21 protein-coding genes are annotated in these 19,668 nt (G+C 62.3%); all 21 read left to right on the forward strand.

Annotated features, from left to right (window positions below; translation table 11 throughout):
• The first annotated feature begins 10 nt into the window (after nt 1–10).
• The 21 genes from DSCA_RS30560 (at nt 11) to DSCA_RS30660 (ending at nt 19,649) form a co-directional block, all read left to right on the forward strand.
• The gene (locus DSCA_RS30560) at nt 11–712 is read left to right on the forward strand and encodes a 4Fe-4S dicluster domain-containing protein (RefSeq protein WP_155320021.1); all 702 of its coding nucleotides are present in this window, start codon (nt 11–13) and stop codon (nt 710–712) included.
• Nucleotides 712–1,941, forward strand: a complete 1,230-nt coding sequence (locus tag DSCA_RS30565; RefSeq protein ID WP_155320022.1) for an FAD-dependent oxidoreductase — start codon at nt 712–714, stop codon at nt 1,939–1,941. Before DSCA_RS30560 ends, DSCA_RS30565 begins: the two co-directional genes overlap by 1 nt.
• Entirely contained in the window at nt 1,938–3,719 is a 1,782-nt protein-coding gene (locus DSCA_RS30570) for a CoB--CoM heterodisulfide reductase iron-sulfur subunit A family protein (RefSeq protein WP_167528023.1), read from the forward strand. Before DSCA_RS30565 ends, DSCA_RS30570 begins: the two co-directional genes overlap by 4 nt.
• Before the next feature lie 22 nt (nt 3,720–3,741).
• Nucleotides 3,742–4,236, forward strand: coding sequence for a hydrogenase iron-sulfur subunit (locus tag DSCA_RS30575; protein ID WP_167528024.1), 495 nt, complete (start codon nt 3,742–3,744; stop codon nt 4,234–4,236).
• Entirely contained in the window at nt 4,229–5,077 is an 849-nt protein-coding gene (locus tag DSCA_RS30580) for a 4Fe-4S binding protein (RefSeq protein ID WP_155320025.1), read from the forward strand. The genes DSCA_RS30575 and DSCA_RS30580 overlap by 8 nt, the downstream gene beginning before the upstream one ends.
• 102 nt (nt 5,078–5,179) lie before the next feature.
• Complete coding sequence (locus tag DSCA_RS30585; RefSeq protein ID WP_167528025.1) at nt 5,180–5,635, forward strand: 4Fe-4S dicluster domain-containing protein; 456 nt, start codon at nt 5,180–5,182, stop codon at nt 5,633–5,635.
• Between the two features lie 63 nt (nt 5,636–5,698).
• On the forward strand, nt 5,699–6,985 hold the full coding sequence (locus DSCA_RS30590) for a 4Fe-4S dicluster domain-containing protein (protein ID WP_155320027.1): 1,287 nt from the start codon (nt 5,699–5,701) through the stop codon (nt 6,983–6,985).
• 40 nt (nt 6,986–7,025) lie between these two features.
• Nucleotides 7,026–8,018, forward strand: a complete 993-nt coding sequence (moaA, locus tag DSCA_RS30595; RefSeq protein ID WP_155320028.1) for a GTP 3',8-cyclase MoaA — start codon at nt 7,026–7,028, stop codon at nt 8,016–8,018.
• Between the two features lie 243 nt (nt 8,019–8,261).
• Nucleotides 8,262–9,428 carry a radical SAM protein gene (locus DSCA_RS30600; RefSeq protein ID WP_155320029.1) on the forward strand — a complete coding sequence of 389 codons (1,167 nt, stop codon included), beginning with the start codon at nt 8,262–8,264 and terminating at the stop codon, nt 9,426–9,428.
• Nucleotides 9,429–9,621: 193 nt separating this feature from the next.
• Nucleotides 9,622–10,146 (forward strand): hypothetical protein, encoded by a 525-nt coding sequence (locus tag DSCA_RS30605; protein ID WP_155320030.1) that lies wholly within the window; start codon nt 9,622–9,624, stop codon nt 10,144–10,146.
• A 151-nt stretch (nt 10,147–10,297) separates the two neighbouring features.
• Nucleotides 10,298–12,352 (forward strand): methyl-accepting chemotaxis protein, encoded by a 2,055-nt coding sequence (locus tag DSCA_RS30610; protein ID WP_155320031.1) that lies wholly within the window; start codon nt 10,298–10,300, stop codon nt 12,350–12,352.
• 274 nt (nt 12,353–12,626) lie between these two features.
• Nucleotides 12,627–12,974: an ArsR/SmtB family transcription factor gene (locus tag DSCA_RS30615; RefSeq protein ID WP_155320032.1), complete on the forward strand. Its 348-nt coding sequence runs from the start codon at nt 12,627–12,629 to the stop codon at nt 12,972–12,974.
• A 51-nt stretch (nt 12,975–13,025) separates the two neighbouring features.
• Entirely contained in the window at nt 13,026–14,414 is a 1,389-nt protein-coding gene (locus DSCA_RS30620; RefSeq protein ID WP_155320033.1) for a permease, read from the forward strand.
• A gap of 123 nt (nt 14,415–14,537) precedes the next feature.
• Nucleotides 14,538–14,768, forward strand: coding sequence for a thioredoxin family protein (locus tag DSCA_RS30625; RefSeq protein ID WP_155320034.1), 231 nt, complete (start codon nt 14,538–14,540; stop codon nt 14,766–14,768).
• Nucleotides 14,756–15,178, forward strand: a complete 423-nt coding sequence (locus tag DSCA_RS30630; RefSeq protein WP_331457138.1) for a thioredoxin family protein — start codon at nt 14,756–14,758, stop codon at nt 15,176–15,178. Before DSCA_RS30625 ends, DSCA_RS30630 begins: the two co-directional genes overlap by 13 nt.
• Nucleotides 15,179–15,202: 24 nt before the next feature.
• Nucleotides 15,203–15,922, forward strand: coding sequence for a cytochrome c biogenesis CcdA family protein (locus tag DSCA_RS30635; protein WP_155320035.1), 720 nt, complete (start codon nt 15,203–15,205; stop codon nt 15,920–15,922).
• 13 nt (nt 15,923–15,935) lie between these two features.
• Nucleotides 15,936–16,475 (forward strand): (Fe-S)-binding protein, encoded by a 540-nt coding sequence (locus DSCA_RS30640; protein WP_155320036.1) that lies wholly within the window; start codon nt 15,936–15,938, stop codon nt 16,473–16,475.
• A 30-nt stretch (nt 16,476–16,505) separates the two neighbouring features.
• Nucleotides 16,506–16,967, forward strand: a complete 462-nt coding sequence (locus DSCA_RS30645; protein WP_155320037.1) for an arsenate reductase ArsC — start codon at nt 16,506–16,508, stop codon at nt 16,965–16,967.
• On the forward strand, nt 16,964–18,151 hold the full coding sequence (gene arsB / locus DSCA_RS30650) for an ACR3 family arsenite efflux transporter (RefSeq protein ID WP_155320038.1): 1,188 nt from the start codon (nt 16,964–16,966) through the stop codon (nt 18,149–18,151). The genes DSCA_RS30645 and arsB overlap by 4 nt, the downstream gene beginning before the upstream one ends.
• Before the next feature lie 123 nt (nt 18,152–18,274).
• Nucleotides 18,275–18,682: a PA2779 family protein gene (locus tag DSCA_RS30655; RefSeq protein WP_155320039.1), complete on the forward strand. Its 408-nt coding sequence runs from the start codon at nt 18,275–18,277 to the stop codon at nt 18,680–18,682.
• Nucleotides 18,669–19,649 (forward strand): PA2778 family cysteine peptidase, encoded by a 981-nt coding sequence (locus tag DSCA_RS30660; RefSeq protein ID WP_155320040.1) that lies wholly within the window; start codon nt 18,669–18,671, stop codon nt 19,647–19,649. Before DSCA_RS30655 ends, DSCA_RS30660 begins: the two co-directional genes overlap by 14 nt.
• The last annotated feature ends 19 nt before the right edge of the window (nt 19,650–19,668 follow it).

A 19,668-nucleotide genomic window follows, 5' to 3' on the forward strand; every position in this document is an offset into this window, starting at 1 on the left:
GTGACAATCCATGGAAAATCACCGCAGAGAATTTTTGCACTTTCTGGTAAGCGCGGCCATATCCGGTTCTTTTTTCGGACTGCTGAAAACCGTTGAGGCGAAGGCCCTGCCAAGGCCCCCGGCATCGCTGGTCGAAGCGGATTTCCTGAAGACCTGCGCCCGGTGCTACCGCTGCATCGACGCCTGTCCGGCCGGTGCGCTCCGGCCGGCATCGATTTTTGACGGCATGGCCAGTTTCGGCACCCCGGTGTTCGATCCGAGCCGTTGCATCTTCTGCATGGAGTGCGTGCGTGCCTGCCCCACCGGCGCCATCTGCAAGGTCCCCAAGGATGAGGTCGACATCGGCAATGCCGTCATTGACAAGGAGACCTGCCTGGCCTGGCAGAAGAAAAAACGCTGCAAGGACTGCTACCGGGCCTGCAAGGCCAAGGCGATCAAACTGGAAAAACGCCGTTACCCGGTGGTGGTTGCAGAGCGCTGCAACGGCTGCGGTGCCTGTGTGCGGCGCTGTCCCACCCAACCGCTGTCGATCCGGGTTGCCGATGAGGACGCGGGGCGTTACCCGGCCCCGGAAAAGCGGATCGGCATGCGTCCCGAGGACCGGCTGGGTCCCTATGAATTCGAGCAGGACAATTTTACGACCTGGTTCGGCAAGCGGCTGGAAAAAATCGCCGCCAATCACGGACTGGTTGAAAAGAAGGGGGATCGTTAATGGAGATGCACTCCCGGACCGGTGATACCGCCGATCCCGTCCTGGTGGTGGGGGGGGGCGTGGCCGGAATCAGTGCCGCCCTCGACCTGGCCCGGGCCGGAAGAGACGTCCACCTGGTGGAAAAGGGGGGTGAACCGGGCGGCCGGACGGCACGGCTCGACAAACTTTATCCCACCGACCACTGCGGATTCTGTCCGGTGTGGTCCGAGGTCCGGCTTTGCCGGCAGCATCTCCGGGTGACGGTTCATACCCGGACCACCGTCCGGTACCTGGAGCCCGGTGACGGCTTCCAGACAGCGGTGCTTTGCCGGACACCGAATCCCATCGATCCTTCCCTTTGCATATACTGCGGGCGATGCGCCGGTCTGTGTGGGGAAAAGGCGGTGGTCCCGACAGCGCCGCATGTCTGTCCGCCCGCGTTTCGAATCGATTCGTCCGTCTGTACCCGTTGCGGGCAGTGCGTGGAGGCATGTCCCACCGGGGCCGTTGATTTCGAGCGTAAACCGGTAGATATCCGGGTGCGGGTCCAGGGCGTGATCTGGGCCACGGGTTTTGAACCGGCGGACCTGTTGCCGGCCAAGGAGTTCGGTTACGGCAGCCACCCGGACATCATGGAGGCGCTGGCCTTTGAAGACTGGATTGCCGAGGCCGGCCCCAACCGGGGCCGGGCCCGCTGCCACGACGGCCGGCCGGCCCGGCAGGTGGCGTTCATCCAGTGCGCCGGGGCGCGGGACCGTCGGTTGCAGCCCCAGTGCAATGCGGTGTGCTGCATGCACGCCCTCAAGCAGGCCCGGTGGGTGCGGCGGCGCAATCCGGACTGCCGATGCGTGATTTTTTATGCGGATATGCGGACCGAAGGGCACGATTACGAATCCTATTACCGAAACGGGGCGCTGGCGGCAGGCATTGAAATGGTCCGTGCGCGGCCCGGAATGGTATGCCCGCTTCCCGACGGAGACGGAATTGCCGTTCGGTACGAAAATACCCGGACCCGGGAACTGGCCATGGAACGTTTCGATATGGTGGTCCTCAACGGCGGGTTGCGCCCGACGGTTCCCGGGGAAAAGACAAACAGAGGGATTCCCATGAAAGCCGGAGACGGTTTTGTTGGTGCGGTTTCCGGGACTTCGCGAAGCTGCGGTTTCTGCAAGGCGCCTGCCGATGCCGAGACGTCGGCCATCCAGGGGTCGGCGGCGGCCATCGAGATCCTGACGGAGATTTGCCGATGAATCATTTGGATCCCATCGACTGCATTTTGTGCCGCTGTCACGGGGAGATCGACGGCATTGTCGATTTTGACCCGCTCCGGCGGCAGCTGGAAGCGGATCCCCGGGTGCGCACCGTCGACGTCTTCGATGCCCTGTGCCAGGGCGACGCGGTGGAAAAACTGGCCTGGCGTGTCCTGTGCCGCAAGGATCGGAAGGTGCTGATTGCGGCCTGCTCCGTCCTGGCCCGGGGGGGGGAACTGGTTGACGGCCTCTGTAAACACGGCATTGACCCGTCCCGGCTGATGGTGGCCGACATCCGCGAAGGGTGCGCCTGGATTCACGGCGATCACCCCGGGCAGGCGACCCGAAAGGCCGCCGACATCATCCGGATGGGGATCTGTGCGCTACGAAACCGGGAGGTTTCCGGGGATGTAAAGATCCGTGTCCAGCCCAGTGTACTGGTCGTGGGGGCCGGCCCGGCGGGATTGGCCGCTGCCGCTGCCCTGGGCCGTGCCGGCGTGGCAGTGGACCTGGTGGAAGCCGGCGGGCATCCCGGTGGAATGCTCAACCGGCTTTCCCGTGTGGCGCCGGGGGACCGGATTCCAGAAAAGATCCTGGCCCCTTTGCTGGAAACGCTCCAGGCGAATCCAACGATCCGTGTGCACACCCGGACCCGGGTCACCGACATCCGGGGGAGCGCCGGGGATTTTACCGTGACCCTGGCCGGAAAGGATGGCGACACCCGAACCCGGGCAGGTGCCGTCATTGTGGCCACGGGGGCAAAACCGGTGCTTCCCCGGGGCCATTACCGGTACGGTCGGCTTCCGGGGGTGATCAGCGGGATGGCGTTGGAAAAAAATCTGAAGGACGGCCTGACGGAAAATGGAAACACCGTGTTTATCCAGTGCGTGGACGTCCGGAACGAAAAACGGCCCTATTGCTCGGCCGTCTGTTGCCCGGCGGCCCTGAAAAACGCCATTCGCCTGAAAAGAACCGATCCCGGGGCTAAGGTCACGATTCTCCACAGGGATATCATGAGCCCCGGCTCCCTCCTCGAGGCGGAGTATCGACGGGCCACCCGGGCCGGGGTGCGTTTTATCCGTTTTGACCCGGAAGACCCGCCACGGATCCAGGGCGATGACCGGGTGACCGGTGTGCGTGTAACGGATGTCCTGGCCGGTGAAGAGCGGCATCTGGAGGCAGGTCGGGTTGTGCTCAGCACACCCCTTGAACCCCGGGGAAAAACGGACCGGGAAGACCCGGTCATGAACGCCATCGGGCTTGCGGTGGACACGCACGGTTTCTACCGGGTCCTGCCGTTCCTGCATACCGTGGAGACGACCGCCGCCGGCGTTTTTGTCTGCGGGGCGGCGCGCTGGCCGGTACTGGTCGACGGCGCCATGGCACAGGGGAAGGCCGCTGCGGCCAAGGCCCTGAACCTGGTGGCACACGCCGTGCGCCAGGCGTCCGGGCTGATCGGATTCCAGGAACGCCGTTTCGGCTGCGCCCGGATTTCCCAAAAGACCTGTTCGGGGTGCGGCAACTGCGTGGCGGTGTGTCCATACGACGCCTGTGCCCTTGAACAAACCAAAGACGGCCTGCGGGCCGCCGTAAATCCGGTGCGCTGCATGGGGTGCGGCAGTTGTGCGGCCGTCTGCCCGAACGGGAGTGCGTCACTTCCAGAAATGAGTGCCAAGACAATGGTTCGCATGATTGCGAACGCCTTTGCTCCCGAAACTCCCGCCGTGCCGGGGGGGGACGTCGGTGCAGCCGGCCGGCCCGTGGATGCCGGGAAATGAAAAAGGGGAGCCTCGCCAACTGATGACAACATGTTCAGAATTAGAAATGGCCCGGAACGGTCAGCACGGCGAAGCCGGTCCGAAAGTCCTGGTGTTTGCCTGCCGGTGGTGTGCCGGTATCGGCGCGGACGGGGCCGGGCGGCAGCGGCTGCCGCTGCCGGCGGGATTTCGCCTGATTTCAGTTGAATGTGTGTCGCGGATCGATCCGGATACCGTACTGAAAGCCTTTTCCCAGGGACTGGACGGGGTGGCCGTTCTCGGTTGCCACCTGGACGGGTGCCGGTACAACCGGGCCAACCATGTAACCGCCAAGCGAATGGCCATGCTGTCCACCATTCTCGAATCGGTCGGGATCGGATCCGACAGGCTCCTGACCAGTTTCGGGACCGCCCACGAAGGGTACCAGTTCGCCGGCCTGATGCGCCGGTTTGCCCAGCGGTTGCAGGCAATGCCTCCCATGGGTGACCGGGAAAGGGATATGGGGCTGGTATCAGAAAGGCGCGTTGAAGATGCTTGATGCGGTCCGGAAAATTGCAAAAGACCTGCTGAGACAGGGAGCGGTGGAAGGGGTCCTGGGCCTTGGCGAGGATGATGGGGGGGGAGCCCCCCGGGTCTTCGACGACCCCGGGGAAATAGATGCGCTGGTGCTGGAGCCCAAATGGCTCCTTGCCAAAATTGTGGTCTCGATCATGAATCGGGCTCCCGAAGGCTATCGCCTGGCCGTGGTCTGCCGGGGGTGCGATGAACGCGCACTGGTGGAACTGGGCAAGCGAAACCGGATCGATCCCGGGCGTTTGCATATCATCGGGGTGGCCTGTTCCCAGGGGCAGGCGGACCGGTGTCTGTGCCGGCGTCCATGGCCGTCACGGGTGGACGCGGGCGTCCGGGCCAGACCAGCCGATCTTTCCGGTAACGATCAGATCAGAAAGTACCTTGGCGGGAACCGCGGTGAGCGGCTGGAAAAGTGGCGGGAGGCCTTTGCCCGCTGTATCAAATGCTATGGTTGCCGGAATGCCTGCCCGGTATGCAACTGCAGCCCCTGCAAGCTGGAGGACGGGATGTGGGTCCATCGCGGAGATTTTGCTCCGGACATGCTGACCTTCCACCTGGTAAGGGCCATGCATGTCGCGGATGCCTGCGTGGGCTGCGGGGCCTGCCAGGATGCCTGCCCGGTGGACATCCCGCTGATGCTGCTGCAGTCGCCCATGCAGGCGGCATTGGATCACAGCTACCAGTACGAGGCGGGAACCCAGCCGGAACGGCAATCACCGCTGCTTTCCAGCTATATCGAAGAACCGTCCCGCGGGATTTCCATTCCTGACTGGACCGACTCCCTGGAGGCACGCCATGGAACCTGATTTTGTCAGAGCCGTGTGTCCCGGTTTTACGGACCGGCTGCACCCGGCCGCCACCATTTTTCCATGCAGGGCCTGTGCGGCCGACATTGTCAGGGAGGCAGCATGTCCGGTTCAATAAAGGACAAAATAGCTGAGATTATCAAGAATACCGGCGCGGACGGTTGCGTGGAGTGCGGTAAATGCGTGGCGGTTTGCCCCATGTCGGAAATGTACCCGGACTTTGGCTGGGAGATGTCCCCCCGGGGGGTGATCCGGCGGACCGTCATGGGGGCTGACATCCTCCGGGATCCGATGATCTGGCGCTGCACCGGGTGCAATGCCGGTACCGACGTTTGCCCGGAAGGGGTAAGCTGCCGGGACCTGGTGCGAAATCTTCGTCAGCTGGCCCTCGAAACCGGAGGTGCGGCGAAGGTCCGGACATGCGAGCTTTGCGGGGCGCCCTTTTTACCCCAACCGGTGGACGAATATGTCCAGGGCCGTCTGGCCCGTTCGAACCGTGATTACCTGGACACCTGTCCCACCTGCCGGCAGCGCCGCTACCTGGGGAGAAATGCATGAGCACTGGGGCCGTCAGCCGGGCAGACGACCGGGCAACCAACGATACAGGACGGCGATACCGATATGCTGGATAGACGAAAAACAACCGGAACCATACTGCGCATGGACGACCTGAGACCGCGGCCCGGGAAGAAAAAGCCCCCCCGGCGGCCCCCGGTGATGCTGTTCGATCCGACCCGCTGCACGGGGTGCGGCGACTGTGAAACGGCCTGTGCAAACCGTAATCCCGTGCAGGCAACCCCGGTCGCTGCGGCCATCCGGGTTCTGCGATCGGAAGAGAGCGGGAAGAATTTTGCCATTTTCTGCCAGCACTGCCGGGAACCCCTTTGCATGGAGGTATGCCCCACGCGTGCCATCGAGAAGGGTGAAGACGGGATCGTTCGCATTGACCGGCGCTTCTGCACGGACTGCGGCCTGTGCGCCCTGGCCTGCCCGGAGTCGGCCCCCCTGAAGGACCCGGTGACCGGCAGGGTCGAAAAGTGCGACCTGTGCGACGGTGACCCGGTCTGCGTCAAACACTGTCCCGAAACTGCCCTGAAACTGACCCGGGGCAAGGCCTTCGGGTGGATCAAGCTCCTGCGCTGGTCCGTCCAGGCCCTGGCTTTTTTCCTGCTGGTGATGGTTTTTACCGGAACCTTCTGCTACTTCCGGGCCGGTGCGGTCAGCCTGCAATGCCCCGCCGGTTTTCTGCAGAACCTGGCCTCTTCCCGCACCCTGTGGCTGGCCGGCCTCGGATCGGCAGGGCTGCTGATGGTGCTCACCCTGGTCATGGGACGGGTGTTCTGCGGCTGGGTCTGCCCGTTCGGATTTTTCCTCGACCTGGTCGGCAAGGTGACCCCCAGGTTCGGGCTGCCGGGGTTTGTCAAAAGCCGGATGATCAAATACGGCCTGCTGGCCGGTGCGGTGGGGGCCAGCGCCGGTCTTGGATTCCAGCCGTTCTGTACGGTCTGCCCCATTGGCAGCCTGTGCCGTTCCTATGGCCCCGACGGCCTGTTGAAGGGGGCCCAGATGGCCTTTTTCCCGGCTGTCGCTGCCCTTGAAGTCGGCCAGCGCAGAAGCTGGTGCCGGTATTTCTGTCCGGTGGGTGCAGTGCTGGCCCTGGCCGCGCGTATCGGCCTGATCAAAATCGTCATCGGTGCCCGGCAGTGCAAGAAGTTTTCCTGCATGCGGTGCGCCGATGTCTGCCCGACCGGAATCATCGATCGGAACGCCCTGCAGCAGGGAATTTCACCGCGGATTCCCATGGCCGAATGCATCATGTGCCTGCGCTGCGTCGACCAGTGCCCCTACGGTGCGGCCAAGATCCGTTTCCGGTGGCAGAAAACAGCCCCCGGGGATATCGTTTTTTAAACGCACCCCTTGAGTGGGCGGGTGCACAGGAGGTCCATAAATGCGTAAGAATGGGTTGACCGACCGCTACCGGCGGCATCTGAACTACCTGCGGGTGTCCATCACCGACCGCTGCAACCTGCGGTGCGTCTATTGCGTGCCGGGTGTCCCCGTACCCAAATTGAGCCATCGGGAGATCCTGCGCTACGAAGAAATCCTGCGGGTGATTCGCGTCGGCATCGGTCTCGGCGTCAACAAGGTCCGTATCACCGGCGGCGAACCACTGGTGCGCAAGGGGGTCACCGGTTTCCTCGGCCGGCTGACCGCCATGGACGGACTGCGCGATGTATCCCTGACCACCAACGGGGTGCGGCTGGAAGAAAACGTCGATGCCATCCGGGCCGCCGGTATCCGGCGCATCAATGTCAGCCTCGACACGCTCGACCCGGCGACGTACCTTCGGATCACCCGGCGCGACCGCTTCGACAGGGTCTGGAACGGCATCATGGCGGCCCACCGGGCCGGTTTCGATCCCATAAAAATCAACGTGGTGGCCCTGGGCGGCATCAATGACGATGACATGGCCGACCTGGCGGGGCTCACCTATGATTACCCCTTCCACGTGAGGTTCATCGAATACATGCCCATCGGCGATGTGGACCCTGATCACGGCCGCCAGATTTTCGGTGATGATATCCTGGAGCGTGTCGGCAGATTCGGTACGCTCACACCGGTTGCGCGACAGGAACTCGACGGTCCTGCCCGGCGATACCGGCTTGCCGGCGCCCGGGGAGAGATCGGGATTATCGGGGCGGTCAGCCACCATTTCTGCGGACAGTGCAACCGGCTGCGGCTGACCGCCAGCGGACGGCTGCGCACCTGCCTGCTTTCGGACCAGGAAATCGACCTCATCGGCCCCCTCAGGCGGGGATGTTCGGACAGCGATCTGGAATCCATTTTTATCCAGGCCGCCCGACGCAAGCAGGAACGGCACCACCTGAGTGAGCCCTGGATGGCAGGCGTCAATGATCGCATGTCGGCCATCGGCGGATAGCGGCACCGCATGCCGGGATCAGCCGGAAAAATTGCCCTTTAATCATTGCCGGGCTTTGTCGATACCGTCGGAATCTGCCGGCAGCCTGCCACCAGATCCGCCCACGGCGCATGTCAAAGGGGGGATGGGGGCCGGGCATTCCGGCTTCCTTCCTTCTCCGAAGCCAGGTTTCCCGATTTTACTTTTCCCGCCAGTAAAGGTATACAAAGACTCGATCCCCATACTGACAGGAGACCGGTGATCATGACCCGACGCCGCCATGACCAGGATCGTTGCCACGGGTTCGAGCAGGGCCCCATCCGGCCGCCCAGCGAAGCCCGCAGCCTGCTGATCCGGGTGACCCGCAACTGCCCCTGGAACCACTGCGCCTTCTGCCCCGTGCACAAAGGGGCGCGTTTTTCCGTTCGCCCCGAAGCCCACGTCATCGAGGACATCGATGCGGTCCACCGGCATGTGGAAACCCTCAAGGGGCTTGCCGACTCTGCCGGGCAGATTTCCCGGCAGGATATCAGTGAACACCTGCAGGACCTTGCCGTGCACGAGCAGCAGGCCTTTGCGGCGGCAACCCACTGGTTTGCCGGCGGAATGAGCGCCATCTTCCTCCAGGATGCCAACAGCCTGGTGGTCAGGCCCGATCAATTGATCCGGATCCTGCGTCACCTCCGGTCACGCTTTCCCCGGGTCGACCGCATCACCTCCTATGCCCGGTCCCACACCATCGCCCGCATCAGCGACGAGAACCTGACGCAGATGCGGCAGGCGGGGCTGAACCGGATTCACATCGGGCTGGAGTCCGGATCGGACGCCGTGCTCGAGAGGGTCCGCAAAGGGGTGGACAAGCGCACCCAGATCAAGGCCGGCCGCAAAGTGAAAGCCGCCGGCATGGAATTGTCCGAGTACGTGATGCCGGGCCTGGGGGGAAGGGACCTGTCCCGGGATCACGCCCTGGAAACGGCCGATGCCCTGAACCGGATCAACCCGGATTTCATCCGTCTGCGCACGCTGGCCATCCCCGGCGGCATTCCCCTGGCCGAGGAACACCGTGCGGGCCGCTTCGAAAAACTCAACGACCTGGAGATGGTCCGGGAGATCCGGCTGTTCATCAGCAGCCTGGACGGGATTACCAGCATGATCGTCAGCGACCACATCCTCAACCTGTTCGAGGAGATCCGTGGCCGTTTTCCCGACGCCAGAGCCGGTATGCTGGCGGTGCTGGACCGTTTCCTGTCCCTGTCCGACCAGGACCAGTGCTGCTTCCAGGTGGGCCGGCGCCTGGGCATCTTCACCCGCATGGCGGATATGGACAGTCCCAAGAGGCGGGCCAGGGTGGACGCTTTCTGCGATCAGCACGGCATCGGGCCGGATAATGTGGATGGGATGGTCGATGAGATGATGAAACGCTTCATATAGCGTTCATTCAGAGAGGGCATCTTGCGGCCCTGGCCGGCGTTCTCACGCCTTTGCAATCCTCGACGTAGCGCTGCTACGCCTGCGGTTGCAAAGCCGCTGCGGCCTTGGCCAGAACCACAACCTGCCCTCTCTGAATGAACGCTGCCGCAGTGTAAGCAATTGTCGTTCTCCAAAACAAGGAAACTCAGATTCCATGGGACTCAGGCACAGCTTCAAGACGGCCCGGAAGCGAATCGATGCCCTGGACGGGGAGGAGCGGGAGACCCTGCTGGCCATCTGCCGGGATATCCGGCATGCCGAGGAGACCCTGGCGGAAAAAGCCGCCCCCGAATTGGCCAACTGCATGGCCTGCCGGGGCCTGTGCTGCCGGAACATCCATCCCGCCGATATCATCACCGAATGGGATCTGGTCTACATTCTGGCCCTGGCACCACAGATTGAAGAGGCCCTGGCGGCCTGCGTCGCCAGAGAAGGGTTTTTCCCCGCAGACTGCATTTTTCTTGAAAACGGCACCGGCCCCTGCATTTTTCCCGACCACCTGAGGCCGGAGCGCTGCATTATTTCCTTTTGCCGGGTTGCGCCGTCCATAGAAAAAGAGATCGGCCGTGTGATGGGCGGTTTCAGCCGGCTGATTCGGTTTTTCATGCACCGTCCGTTTCGCCGGGCCTTTCGGACGCTGATCTCGTTTACCGCCTTCCGTCGCTTCCCCAACGCTTAAGCCCCCCATTTCATTTTTCATGACAAAGCAGGGCCGGCGCCGGGATTGTTCTATTTTCCTTAAAGAGATGCGCCGTATTGGCCGATAATTGCCTTGATCCTGAAAGTGTCCTTGGGACGGTTTAACCCATAATTGAGAACGGCTAGTAAAAATGCTCAGAAATCTACCGATACTTGTCAAGCAGATGCTCTATTTCTCCTGTATTACCCTGATCTTACTGGTGGTCGGGCTGGTCGGGCTGTTCGGGATGCGTGGCGTCGGTACCCAGTTGCAGGCCACCACGCGATCGGGACCGCTGATCTATGCCGCCATGGAGATGAAACTGGCCGTGGCCAATGACCTGCATCTGTTCAAAAGCCTGGAGGCGGCACAATGGCCCGATGAAATCGAGGCCACGTGGCAGGAACACGAAAAGATCGCCGTCAACTTTACCGCCCTGGGCGAGGCCATCATAAACGGCGGAAAAACGGAAGCCGGGATCATCGAAGCCACCACCGATGACGGGCTGCGGCAGGTGGTGTCCGATGCACTGGGCTTCTACGACACCTCCTTTCATGCCAAATTCAAATTACTGGCGGACCTGATCACCAAAAAAATTTCGGCAGAGCCGTACGATTATGCCCTGCTGGACCAGTTGGGGGCAGAGGCCAGCCAGATCGGCGAAACCATCATCTCCCGACTCAAAGATGTCGAAACCGGCGTCAAGGGGTCCATCGAATCGGTGAACCAGGAGGCCCGGCGGGCCATGGTCAAGGCCCGGACGTCAATGCTGGCAGGCATTGCCGCGGGGGGGGTGCTGGCGCTTCTGCTCGGCTTCGTGAGTGCCCGGAACATCACACGCCCCATCAAGCAGGTGGTCGAACTGGCCCAGCGGATGTCCGACGGAGATTTCACCCACAATCTGAAGACCGATCAAAAGGATGAAATCGGGCTGCTGTTCAACGCCCTGAACCGGCTGGTGGCACGGATGGAACGCACCCTTCGGCGGGTTGTGAACAGTGTGGACACCCTTCATTCATCGTCGACGGAAATGACCCGCATATCCCAGCGCATGGCTCAGGGTGCGGAGCTTACTGCCGGAAAATCAACCACGGTGGCCACGGCGGCCGAACAGATGAGCGCCAGCATGAACAGCGTTTCCGCGGCCAGTGAAGAGGCCACCACCAACGTGTCCCTGGTGGCGGATGCCGTTGCCGGTACCACGGAAACCATCAAAACCATCGCCCGGGATTCGAAAACGGCCAGGGCCATTTCCGGCAATGCGGTGTCCCAGGCGAACCATGCCTCGGAGAAGATGAATGCCCTGGGCAGTGCCGCCGATGCCATCAGCAAGGTGACCGAGGTGATCACGGAAATCTCCGAGCAGACCAACCTGCTGGCCCTCAACGCCACCATCGAGGCGGCCCGGGCCGGTGAGGCCGGAAAGGGCTTTGCCGTGGTGGCCAATGAAATCAAGGATCTGGCCCGCCAGACGGCCGAGGCCACCCATGAAATAAAATCCAGGATCGATGATATCCAGCACTCGACCGATGAAACCGTTGGCGAAATGCGGCAGATCTCCGATGTGATCAACCAGGTGAACGATATCGTTGCCACCATCGCCACATCCGTGGACCACCAACTGGCAACCACCGAGGAGGTGGCCGGGAATGTGCGCGAGGCCTCGATGGGTTTCGGCGAGATCAACCAGAACGTGGCCCAGTGCTCTGGCGTGACCGACCGGATTTCAGCGGACATTGCCGAGGTGAAAGCCTCGGCGGACGACCTGACCCAGACCAGCGTCGACGTGGAATTTAACGTAAAAGAGCTTTCCCAGGTCGCGGAAAAGCTTCATGACGTGGTGGAGAATTTCCAGGTCAGGCCGCCTAAATTCGATATCGCCGCCGTTAAAAAGGCCCACCTGGCATGGGGTGACCGACTTTCCGCAGCCATCAACGGAGACCTGCAGCTTTCTCCGGCGGATGTGATCGATCATAAGAGCTGCGATCTGGGGCGCTGGTACTTTGGTGAGGAGGGGCGGGCCATGGCCGGCCAGACGGGATATGCCCGGACCGGGACCTGCCATGAGGACGTCCACCGGCTGGCCCGGGAGATCGTTGTCCTGGTGAACCGGGGGGAACGTGACAAGGCCAGTCAATTGATGAGTACGTTCAACGATGCCCGGACCGCGCTTTTCGGTGAACTGGACACCCTGTACTGCGCATAACCCGGGTCGTTTCAGCAGATGATGGAAAAAGGCGCCGACGATCATCGACCTTTGGTGGCCGGCAGCGCCTTTGATTTTTTGCCAGCGGCCCACCCCCGCGATTGATGCCACCCGGATCCCCGGACGCGTCCGGCTTGCAGCCCGATGCCATTCCCCCGAGACAGCGCCCCTGCAGACACACCTTGGACACACCTTAGACACACCTTGGCGAAAAATGATGTTGACATGCTGTGGATGCGCTAATATATTCCGATAAAACGATATGGGGGAAGCCGTGAAAGAATTTATCCGCGTCATGAAGGCCATGTCCGATCCCACCCGGGTAAAGATGCTGAAAAGTCTTGAAGAACGCTCGATGTGCGTCTGTGAACTGCAGACCGCTCTCGGTATTGCCCAGTCAACGACGAGCAAGCATCTGAAGACCCTGGAGGATGCAGGACTGGTGGGCTCCCGCAAAGATGGCTTGTGGGTCAATTACCATCTGGCCGATGGCAGCCAGAGTCCATTTGCGGCCGCTTTGCTGGGCAACCTGCGGCACTGGCTGAACGAAGATCCGGACATCCGCACGCTGATGGCATCGATCAACGGCATCGATCGATTTGAGATATTGAATAAGAACTGATTTTTTTTAACCCTTTTATATGAATGTATGACGATATAGGAACTTACAGCGATGAGTGACACACTTTCCCTGACCCAACCGGACACGTCAATTCCTGCCGATGCCGACTGCAGCGAGCAGGAGGAACCCAGCCAGATTGACTGGACAGCCATCTGGAAACCGCTTGGCCTGATCGTGGGCGGTTTTGTGCTTTTCTTTTTCCTGCCGGTCGACAGCGGCCGCTTCACCCATTCGGTCATCGAGGCCCTGGCCCTGGCCAGGTGGTATGCCCGGGAGCATGTACTGCTCTGCCTGGTGCCGGCCTTTTTTATTGCCGGCGCCGTCGCGGTGTTCGTTTCCCAGGGCGCGGTGATGAAATACCTGGGTGCCGGGGCCAGTAAGGTGCTCTCCTATGGCGTGGCCAGCGTGTCGGGCTCCATCCTGGCCGTCTGCTCCTGTACGATCCTGCCCCTGTTTGCCGGCATCTGGAAGCGGGGTGCGGGGCTGGGACCGGCCATCGTATTTCTCTACTCGGGGCCGGCCATCAACGTGCTGGCCATCATCCTGACCGCCCGCATACTGGGGCCGGAGATCGGCATCGCCCGTGCCGTGGGGGCGATTGTCTTCAGCATCGTCATCGGCCTGTGCATGCACCTGATGTTCCGCAAGGAAGAGGAGGCCAAGGCCGCCGCCGCCATTCACATGCCGGAACCGGAGGTCGAACGGCCCCTGTGGCAGACCACCCTTTTGTTTGTCGCCATGGTGGGGCTGCTGGTGTCGGCCACATGGGGCCGGCCGGAGCAGGCCGGCGGTTTCTGGGCTGCCGTTTTTGGGGTCAAATGGCTGCTGGCCGGCGGCTTTGCGGTCGGCCTGGGGGGCATGATGGTCCGCTGGATGGGGGTGACGCTTTACAAGCTGGTCGTCGCCGGCACGGCCGTTCTCATCCTGGCCCTGGCGTTTCCCAGCCAGCCCCTGCTGGCCTTTTCGGCCGGCCTGATCGCCTTTGTGGGCCTGCTGACCACCACCCGGGGAGAGACCGAATCCTGGTTCACGGCGTCCTGGGATTTTGCCCGGCAGATCCTGCCCCTGCTGCTGGCCGGTGTGCTGGTGGCCGGTCTGCTCCTGGGGCAGCCCGGTTCCGAGGGGTTGATTCCCTCCGAATGGATCAGCGGCCTGGTCGGCGGCAACTCGTTGTGGGCCAACCTGTTTGCCTCGGTGGTGGGTGCCTTCATGTATTTTGCCACCCTTACCGAAGTGCCCATCCTCCAGGGGCTGATCGGGGCCGGCATGGGCAAGGGCCCGGCCCTGGCGCTGCTTCTGGCCGGTCCGGCCCTGAGCCTGCCCAACATGCTGGTGATCCGCAGTGTCATGGGCACCAGGAAAACCATGGCCTTTGTCGCCCTGGTGGTGGTCATGGCCACCATCAGCGGGCTGATCTTTGGAAGCCTCACGGCTTCGTGAGCGGTGAGGCGTGAGGCGTGAGGCGTGGCGGGGCCATGGACTGAAGCGTCAAAACAGCCTACAGCCTACAGCCCACAGCCTAAAGCCTAATAACCTGAACGGCTGTTACCAAAGGAGAAGAATATGGACATCAAAGTACTGGGGCCGGGATGCCCGAAATGCAAGCAGACGGAGAAGATCGTCAGGGATGCCGTTGCCGAAAGCGGTGTTGCCGCTTCGGTCGAGAAAGTTACCGACACCATGGAAATTGCCGGCTACGGCGTTTTCGGAACGCCGGCGGTGGTGGTCGACGGCGAGGTTAAATCGGTCGGCAAAATACCCAAGAAGGCCGAGGTCCTCGGATGGATCCGTTGACCCGCTTTCAGCGGCGATCGGTGTGTGCCATGGCGGCCCGGTTTGCCCTGGCCGCAGCCGTGTTCGCCATGGCGGCCACCGCAGGTGCCGACCCTGGAATTGATTTCAACACGCTTCCGGTCAAGGGCATGGTCACCATGATCGACTTGGGTGCCAAAAAGTGCATTCCCTGCAAAATGATGGCTCCCATCCTGGAAAAGATGGAGAAGCGGTACGCGGGCAGGGCGGCCGTCGTTTTCATCGACGTCCGGGAGCACCGGGAGCAGGCCCGCCGTTTCGGCATCAGGGCGATTCCCACGCAGATTTTTTACGATGCCGACGGTAAAGAGGTGTCCCGCCACGTGGGGTTCATGTCCGAATCCGAAATCGTGAAGACCCTTGGCGGAATGGGCGTCAAGCCGCAACGGTAACCCCAGGGGACGGGGAGTAATGGGATGCTCGACTCTGTGTTTCTCGCCATCAACGCATGGATGACCGGCGGTTCGGCCTTCGCCCTGATCGGTTGTTTCGCCTGGGGGGTGGTGAGCGTGATGTTCAGCCCGTGCCATCTGGCGTCCATCCCCTTGATGGTTGCCTATGTGGCCGGCCAGGAAACGGCCGTGGATCCCAAACGGGCCGGGCTTTATGCCGCTGCATTCACCTCCGGGCTGTTTGTCACCATCGCAGTGGTTGGAGTGATCTGCGCCGGCCTGGGACGCCTGCTCGGCGATACGGGCCTGTGGTGGCAGGTGCCGGTGGGCGCCGTCTTGATCTGGGTGGCGCTGGGCATGCTGGGGGTGCAGGCCTGCGCCGTGTCCGGTTCCATGCTCTACCGGTTGAACCTGCGCGGCATCCACGGAGCGTTCGGGCTGGGACTGGCCTACGGCATCCTTTCCGGTTCGTGCACCTTCGGCTTTATCGCCCCCATTCTGGCCGTGGTGACCGTCCAGCAGGAATGGGCAATGGGCTCGCTGATGATGCTCCTTTTCGCCTTGGGCCATTGTCTGCCCATCGGGGTTGCCGGCAGTTCCATGGCCATGGTCCGGCGGCTGACGGAAAACCGCGCCTGGCAGGAAACCGGGAACTGGTTTCGACGCGGTGCGGGGGTGCTGATCGGCCTGATGGGGATATACTTCATGGCCCGCCCATTCCTTATCGAGATACTGAGTACATAGCAGGGAGGTGAACATGCTGCTGGAATCCTATCGTCTCGAGATATTCAACAACGAATGCATGCCCGGAGCCATGACCGTTCAGTGTTTCGCCCACCTGGACCAGGACGTCTCTGACGCATTGCCCTTCCTGAACGCCGAACTGGGCGGCCAGACCTACATCAAGGATCCGCCGTCGGTGACCTTCCAACTGCAGGGCAAACTGCTCACCGTGCACGGCAGGAAGATCGCCGTCAATGCGCTCAAGGATGAAGCCGAAGCCCGCAAGATCGTCGAATGGCTGAAACGGGAGGTCAACGACGCCTGGGAACGGCGCGATACCATTACCCCGCGCTATGAGGGCCTGCCCCGGCCCCAGCTGATCCACATCCTGAAATGCCTGCCCCGGACCAATTGCCGCGAGTGCGGCGAGCCGACCTGTATGGTATTCGCCGCCCGGGTGGCCGAGGGGGCCAAGGGCAGCGACGATTGCCCGGCGCTGACGCCAGCGGCCAAAGCCGACCTGGAGGCCTATCTGAAGCCCTTCGCCATCGATGGGGACGGCATACCCTGGTGACACACCGAACCGAAAGGATCGTGGAGGCTCATGAACCAACCCATAAAACTTCTGTTTCTATGTACCGGGAATTCCTGCCGCAGCCAGATGGCCGAAGGGTGGGTGAATCACCTGAAAAGCGGCCTGATCCAAGCGCATTCGGCGGGGATCGAAACCCATGGCCTCAATCCCCTGGCGGTCAGGGCCATGGCCGAATCGGGGGTGGACATTTCTCACCACCGGTCCCGGCGGGTCGATGATTTTCTCGACGAGCCATGGGATTATGTCGTCACCGTCTGCGGTCATGCCCACGAAACCTGCCCGATGTTTCCGGGAAAAGCTAAGATCGTGCATGTGGGCTTCGACGACCCGCCGGCACTGGCCAGAGACGAAACCACCGAGGAAGGGGCCATGGCCCATTATCGCCGGGTGCGCGACGAAATCCGCGCCTTCGCGGAATCCCTTCCCGAATCACTGAACCCATACCCCGACCAGGAGCCAATCGACCGATGACTTCAGCCCCCGATAACACCCATGACCGCAAAATGACCAGCGTGTTCGAACGCTACCTGTCCGTATGGGTCCTGCTGTGCATTGCCGGCGGGATCCTGCTGGGGAAAATTGCCCCCGGTGTGGCCCGTTCCCTGGACGGGATGGCCATCCGCGTGAACGGGGCGCCGGTGGTCTCCATTCCCATCGCCATCTGCCTTTTTTTCATGATGTACCCCATCATGGTCAAGATCGATTTCGGCGAGGTCATCAAGGCCGGAAAAAGCGGCAAACCGGTGTTTCTCACCCTGTTTATCAACTGGGCCGTCAAGCCCTTTACCATGTATGCCATCGCCCTTTTTTTCCTGGGCACGCTTTTTTACGGTTTCATCGGGCCGGATGCCACGGATCTGGTCAAGATGCCCTTCGGCCTGGACCTGCCCGTGGGGGCCTCCCACGGTGCCGGCACCGTGGTCCTGGCCGACGGCATCAAGATGCTGGAAGTGCCCCTGTGGCGCAGCTACCTGGCCGGCTGCATTCTTTTGGGCATCGCGCCGTGCACGGCCATGGTGCTGGTGTGGGGCTTTCTGTCCCGCGGCAACGACGGCTTGACCCTGGTGATGGTGGCCATCAACTCGCTGACCATGCTGCTGCTCTACGGCGTGCTGGGGGGCTTTTTGCTGGGTGTGGGACGGCTGCCGGTGCCCTGGCAGGCGCTTTTGCTGTCCATCGGCATTTACGTGGCCCTGCCACTGGTGGCCGGCTACTTTTCCCGACGCTGGATCATCGCCGCCAGGGGAGAGGCGTGGTTCAAGGAGAAGTTTCTGCACGTGCTCACGCCCATCACCATCCTTGCCCTGCTGCTCACCCTGGTGCTGCTCTTCTCGTTCAAGGGAGAGGTAATTCTGGGCAACCCATTGACCATCGTCTGGATCGCGGTGCCGCTGTTCATCCAGACGGTGCTCATTTTCTGCCTGGGATACGGCCTGGCGCGACTGCTGAAGCTGCGCTACGAGGATGCCGCACCCGCGGCCATGATCGGGGCATCGAACCACTTCGAAGTGGCCATCGCCACCTCGACCATGCTGTTCGGCCTGTCATCCGGGGCGGCCCTGGCCACGGTGGTGGGCGTGCTCATCGAGGTGCCGGTGATGCTCATGCTGGTCAAGGTCTGCCTCAATACCCGATCGTGGTTCAGGCCGGCTTGACGCCCCAGGGTGACCCGGCTGCGCCGGGTGTGCGAAGCGGATTCAGGCCGGTCGCCGCACCTTGACTTTTGCCGGGGTTCGTGCCTATGGACACCAATTTCCAATCAACCGGGAGGTGAAGACATGAAACCGATCAGAACGACCGCCAAGCCGGTCAGCTGGCTGATGGCGATCCTCATGATGGTCATCGCAGCCCCCTGTCCGACCGTTTTTGCTGCCATGGTCACTGCCGAAACGATTCTCGACGCGGACCGCGTCGCCGATGCACGGGCCTATGTCGACGCCGTGCTGTCCAGGGAAGAGGTCACATCCGCCCTGACTGCCCAGGGCATAGACGTGCGTGAGGCCATGCTGAGAACCCGCGCGCTTTCCGATGCCGAGATCCTCAGCCTGGCCGACCGGATGGAACACCTGCCCGCCGGAGGGGGCGCGTTCGAAACGGTCCTCGTCGTCGGCCTGATCGTTTTTCTGGTGCTGCTGTTTACGGATATTGCCGGCGCGACCGATATTTTTCCTTTTGTCAGAAAATAACACCCCGATCACGACTGTTTGCGGATCCCAAGCAGGCGGCCGGCACCGGTGCCGATTCGCACTGATCCTGGCACTGGCTGCGGCCATGGCCGGTTGTGCGGGGCCCGGTGTGATCAGGTGGCCCGCAGCCACAGGCGACTCCCCTGATCCATACCTGCTGTCCACGGTTCCCTTTTTCCCCCAGGAGGACAATCAGTGCGGCCCGGCGGCCCTGGCGATGGCACTGGCATGGAGCGGCGTGCCGGCCACTCCCCGGGGGCTGGCGGATCAGGTCTTCACACCGGCGCTGAAGGGCAGCCTTCAGCCGGCGATGATCGCAGCCGTGCGCAGGCACGGCAGGATTGCCTGCCTGCTGGCCGGACCGGAGTCCCTGATCGAAGAAATCGCCGCCGGGCACCCCGTCATCGTGCTTCAGAACCTGGGGCTTTCCTGGTATCCCGTCTGGCACTATGCCGTTGTGGTTGGACTGGACCTCGATGGCGGCCAGGTGATCCTGCACTCAGGAACGACCCCCGGCAAGCCGGTTTCCCTCAAAACCTTTGAAACCACCTGGGCACGAAGCGGCTTCTGGGGCCTGATGGTGCTGCCGCCGTCCCGGCTGCCCGCCGCCGCCAGCGAAAAGGATTACCTGCTGGCCGTCGGCCAGCTGGAACGCCTGGGCCGCTGGGAAACCGCCGCCCGGGGTTATGCGACCGCCCTGACCCGCTGGCCGGACAGCCTGCCTGCCCGCATGGGGCTGGGGGTGTGTCGATACGAGACCGGAGACCTGCAATCGGCCGAGGCGATTTTCCGGGCCGCGACGGTCACGTTTCCCGGAGAAGGCGCCCCCTTCAACAACCTGGCCCAGGTGCTCATGGACCAGGGCAGAAAGGCGGAGGCCCTTGACGCAGCCATGCGCGCCGTTCAATGCGGCGGGCCGTTGAAAGCGCATTTCGAAAGCACCCTCGAAGCCATCCGCAACCGATGACAGCCGCCCGACAAGCACC

It is taken from the genome of Desulfosarcina alkanivorans (assembly GCF_009688945.1).
Lineage (GTDB): Bacteria > Desulfobacterota > Desulfobacteria > Desulfobacterales > Desulfosarcinaceae > Desulfosarcina > Desulfosarcina alkanivorans.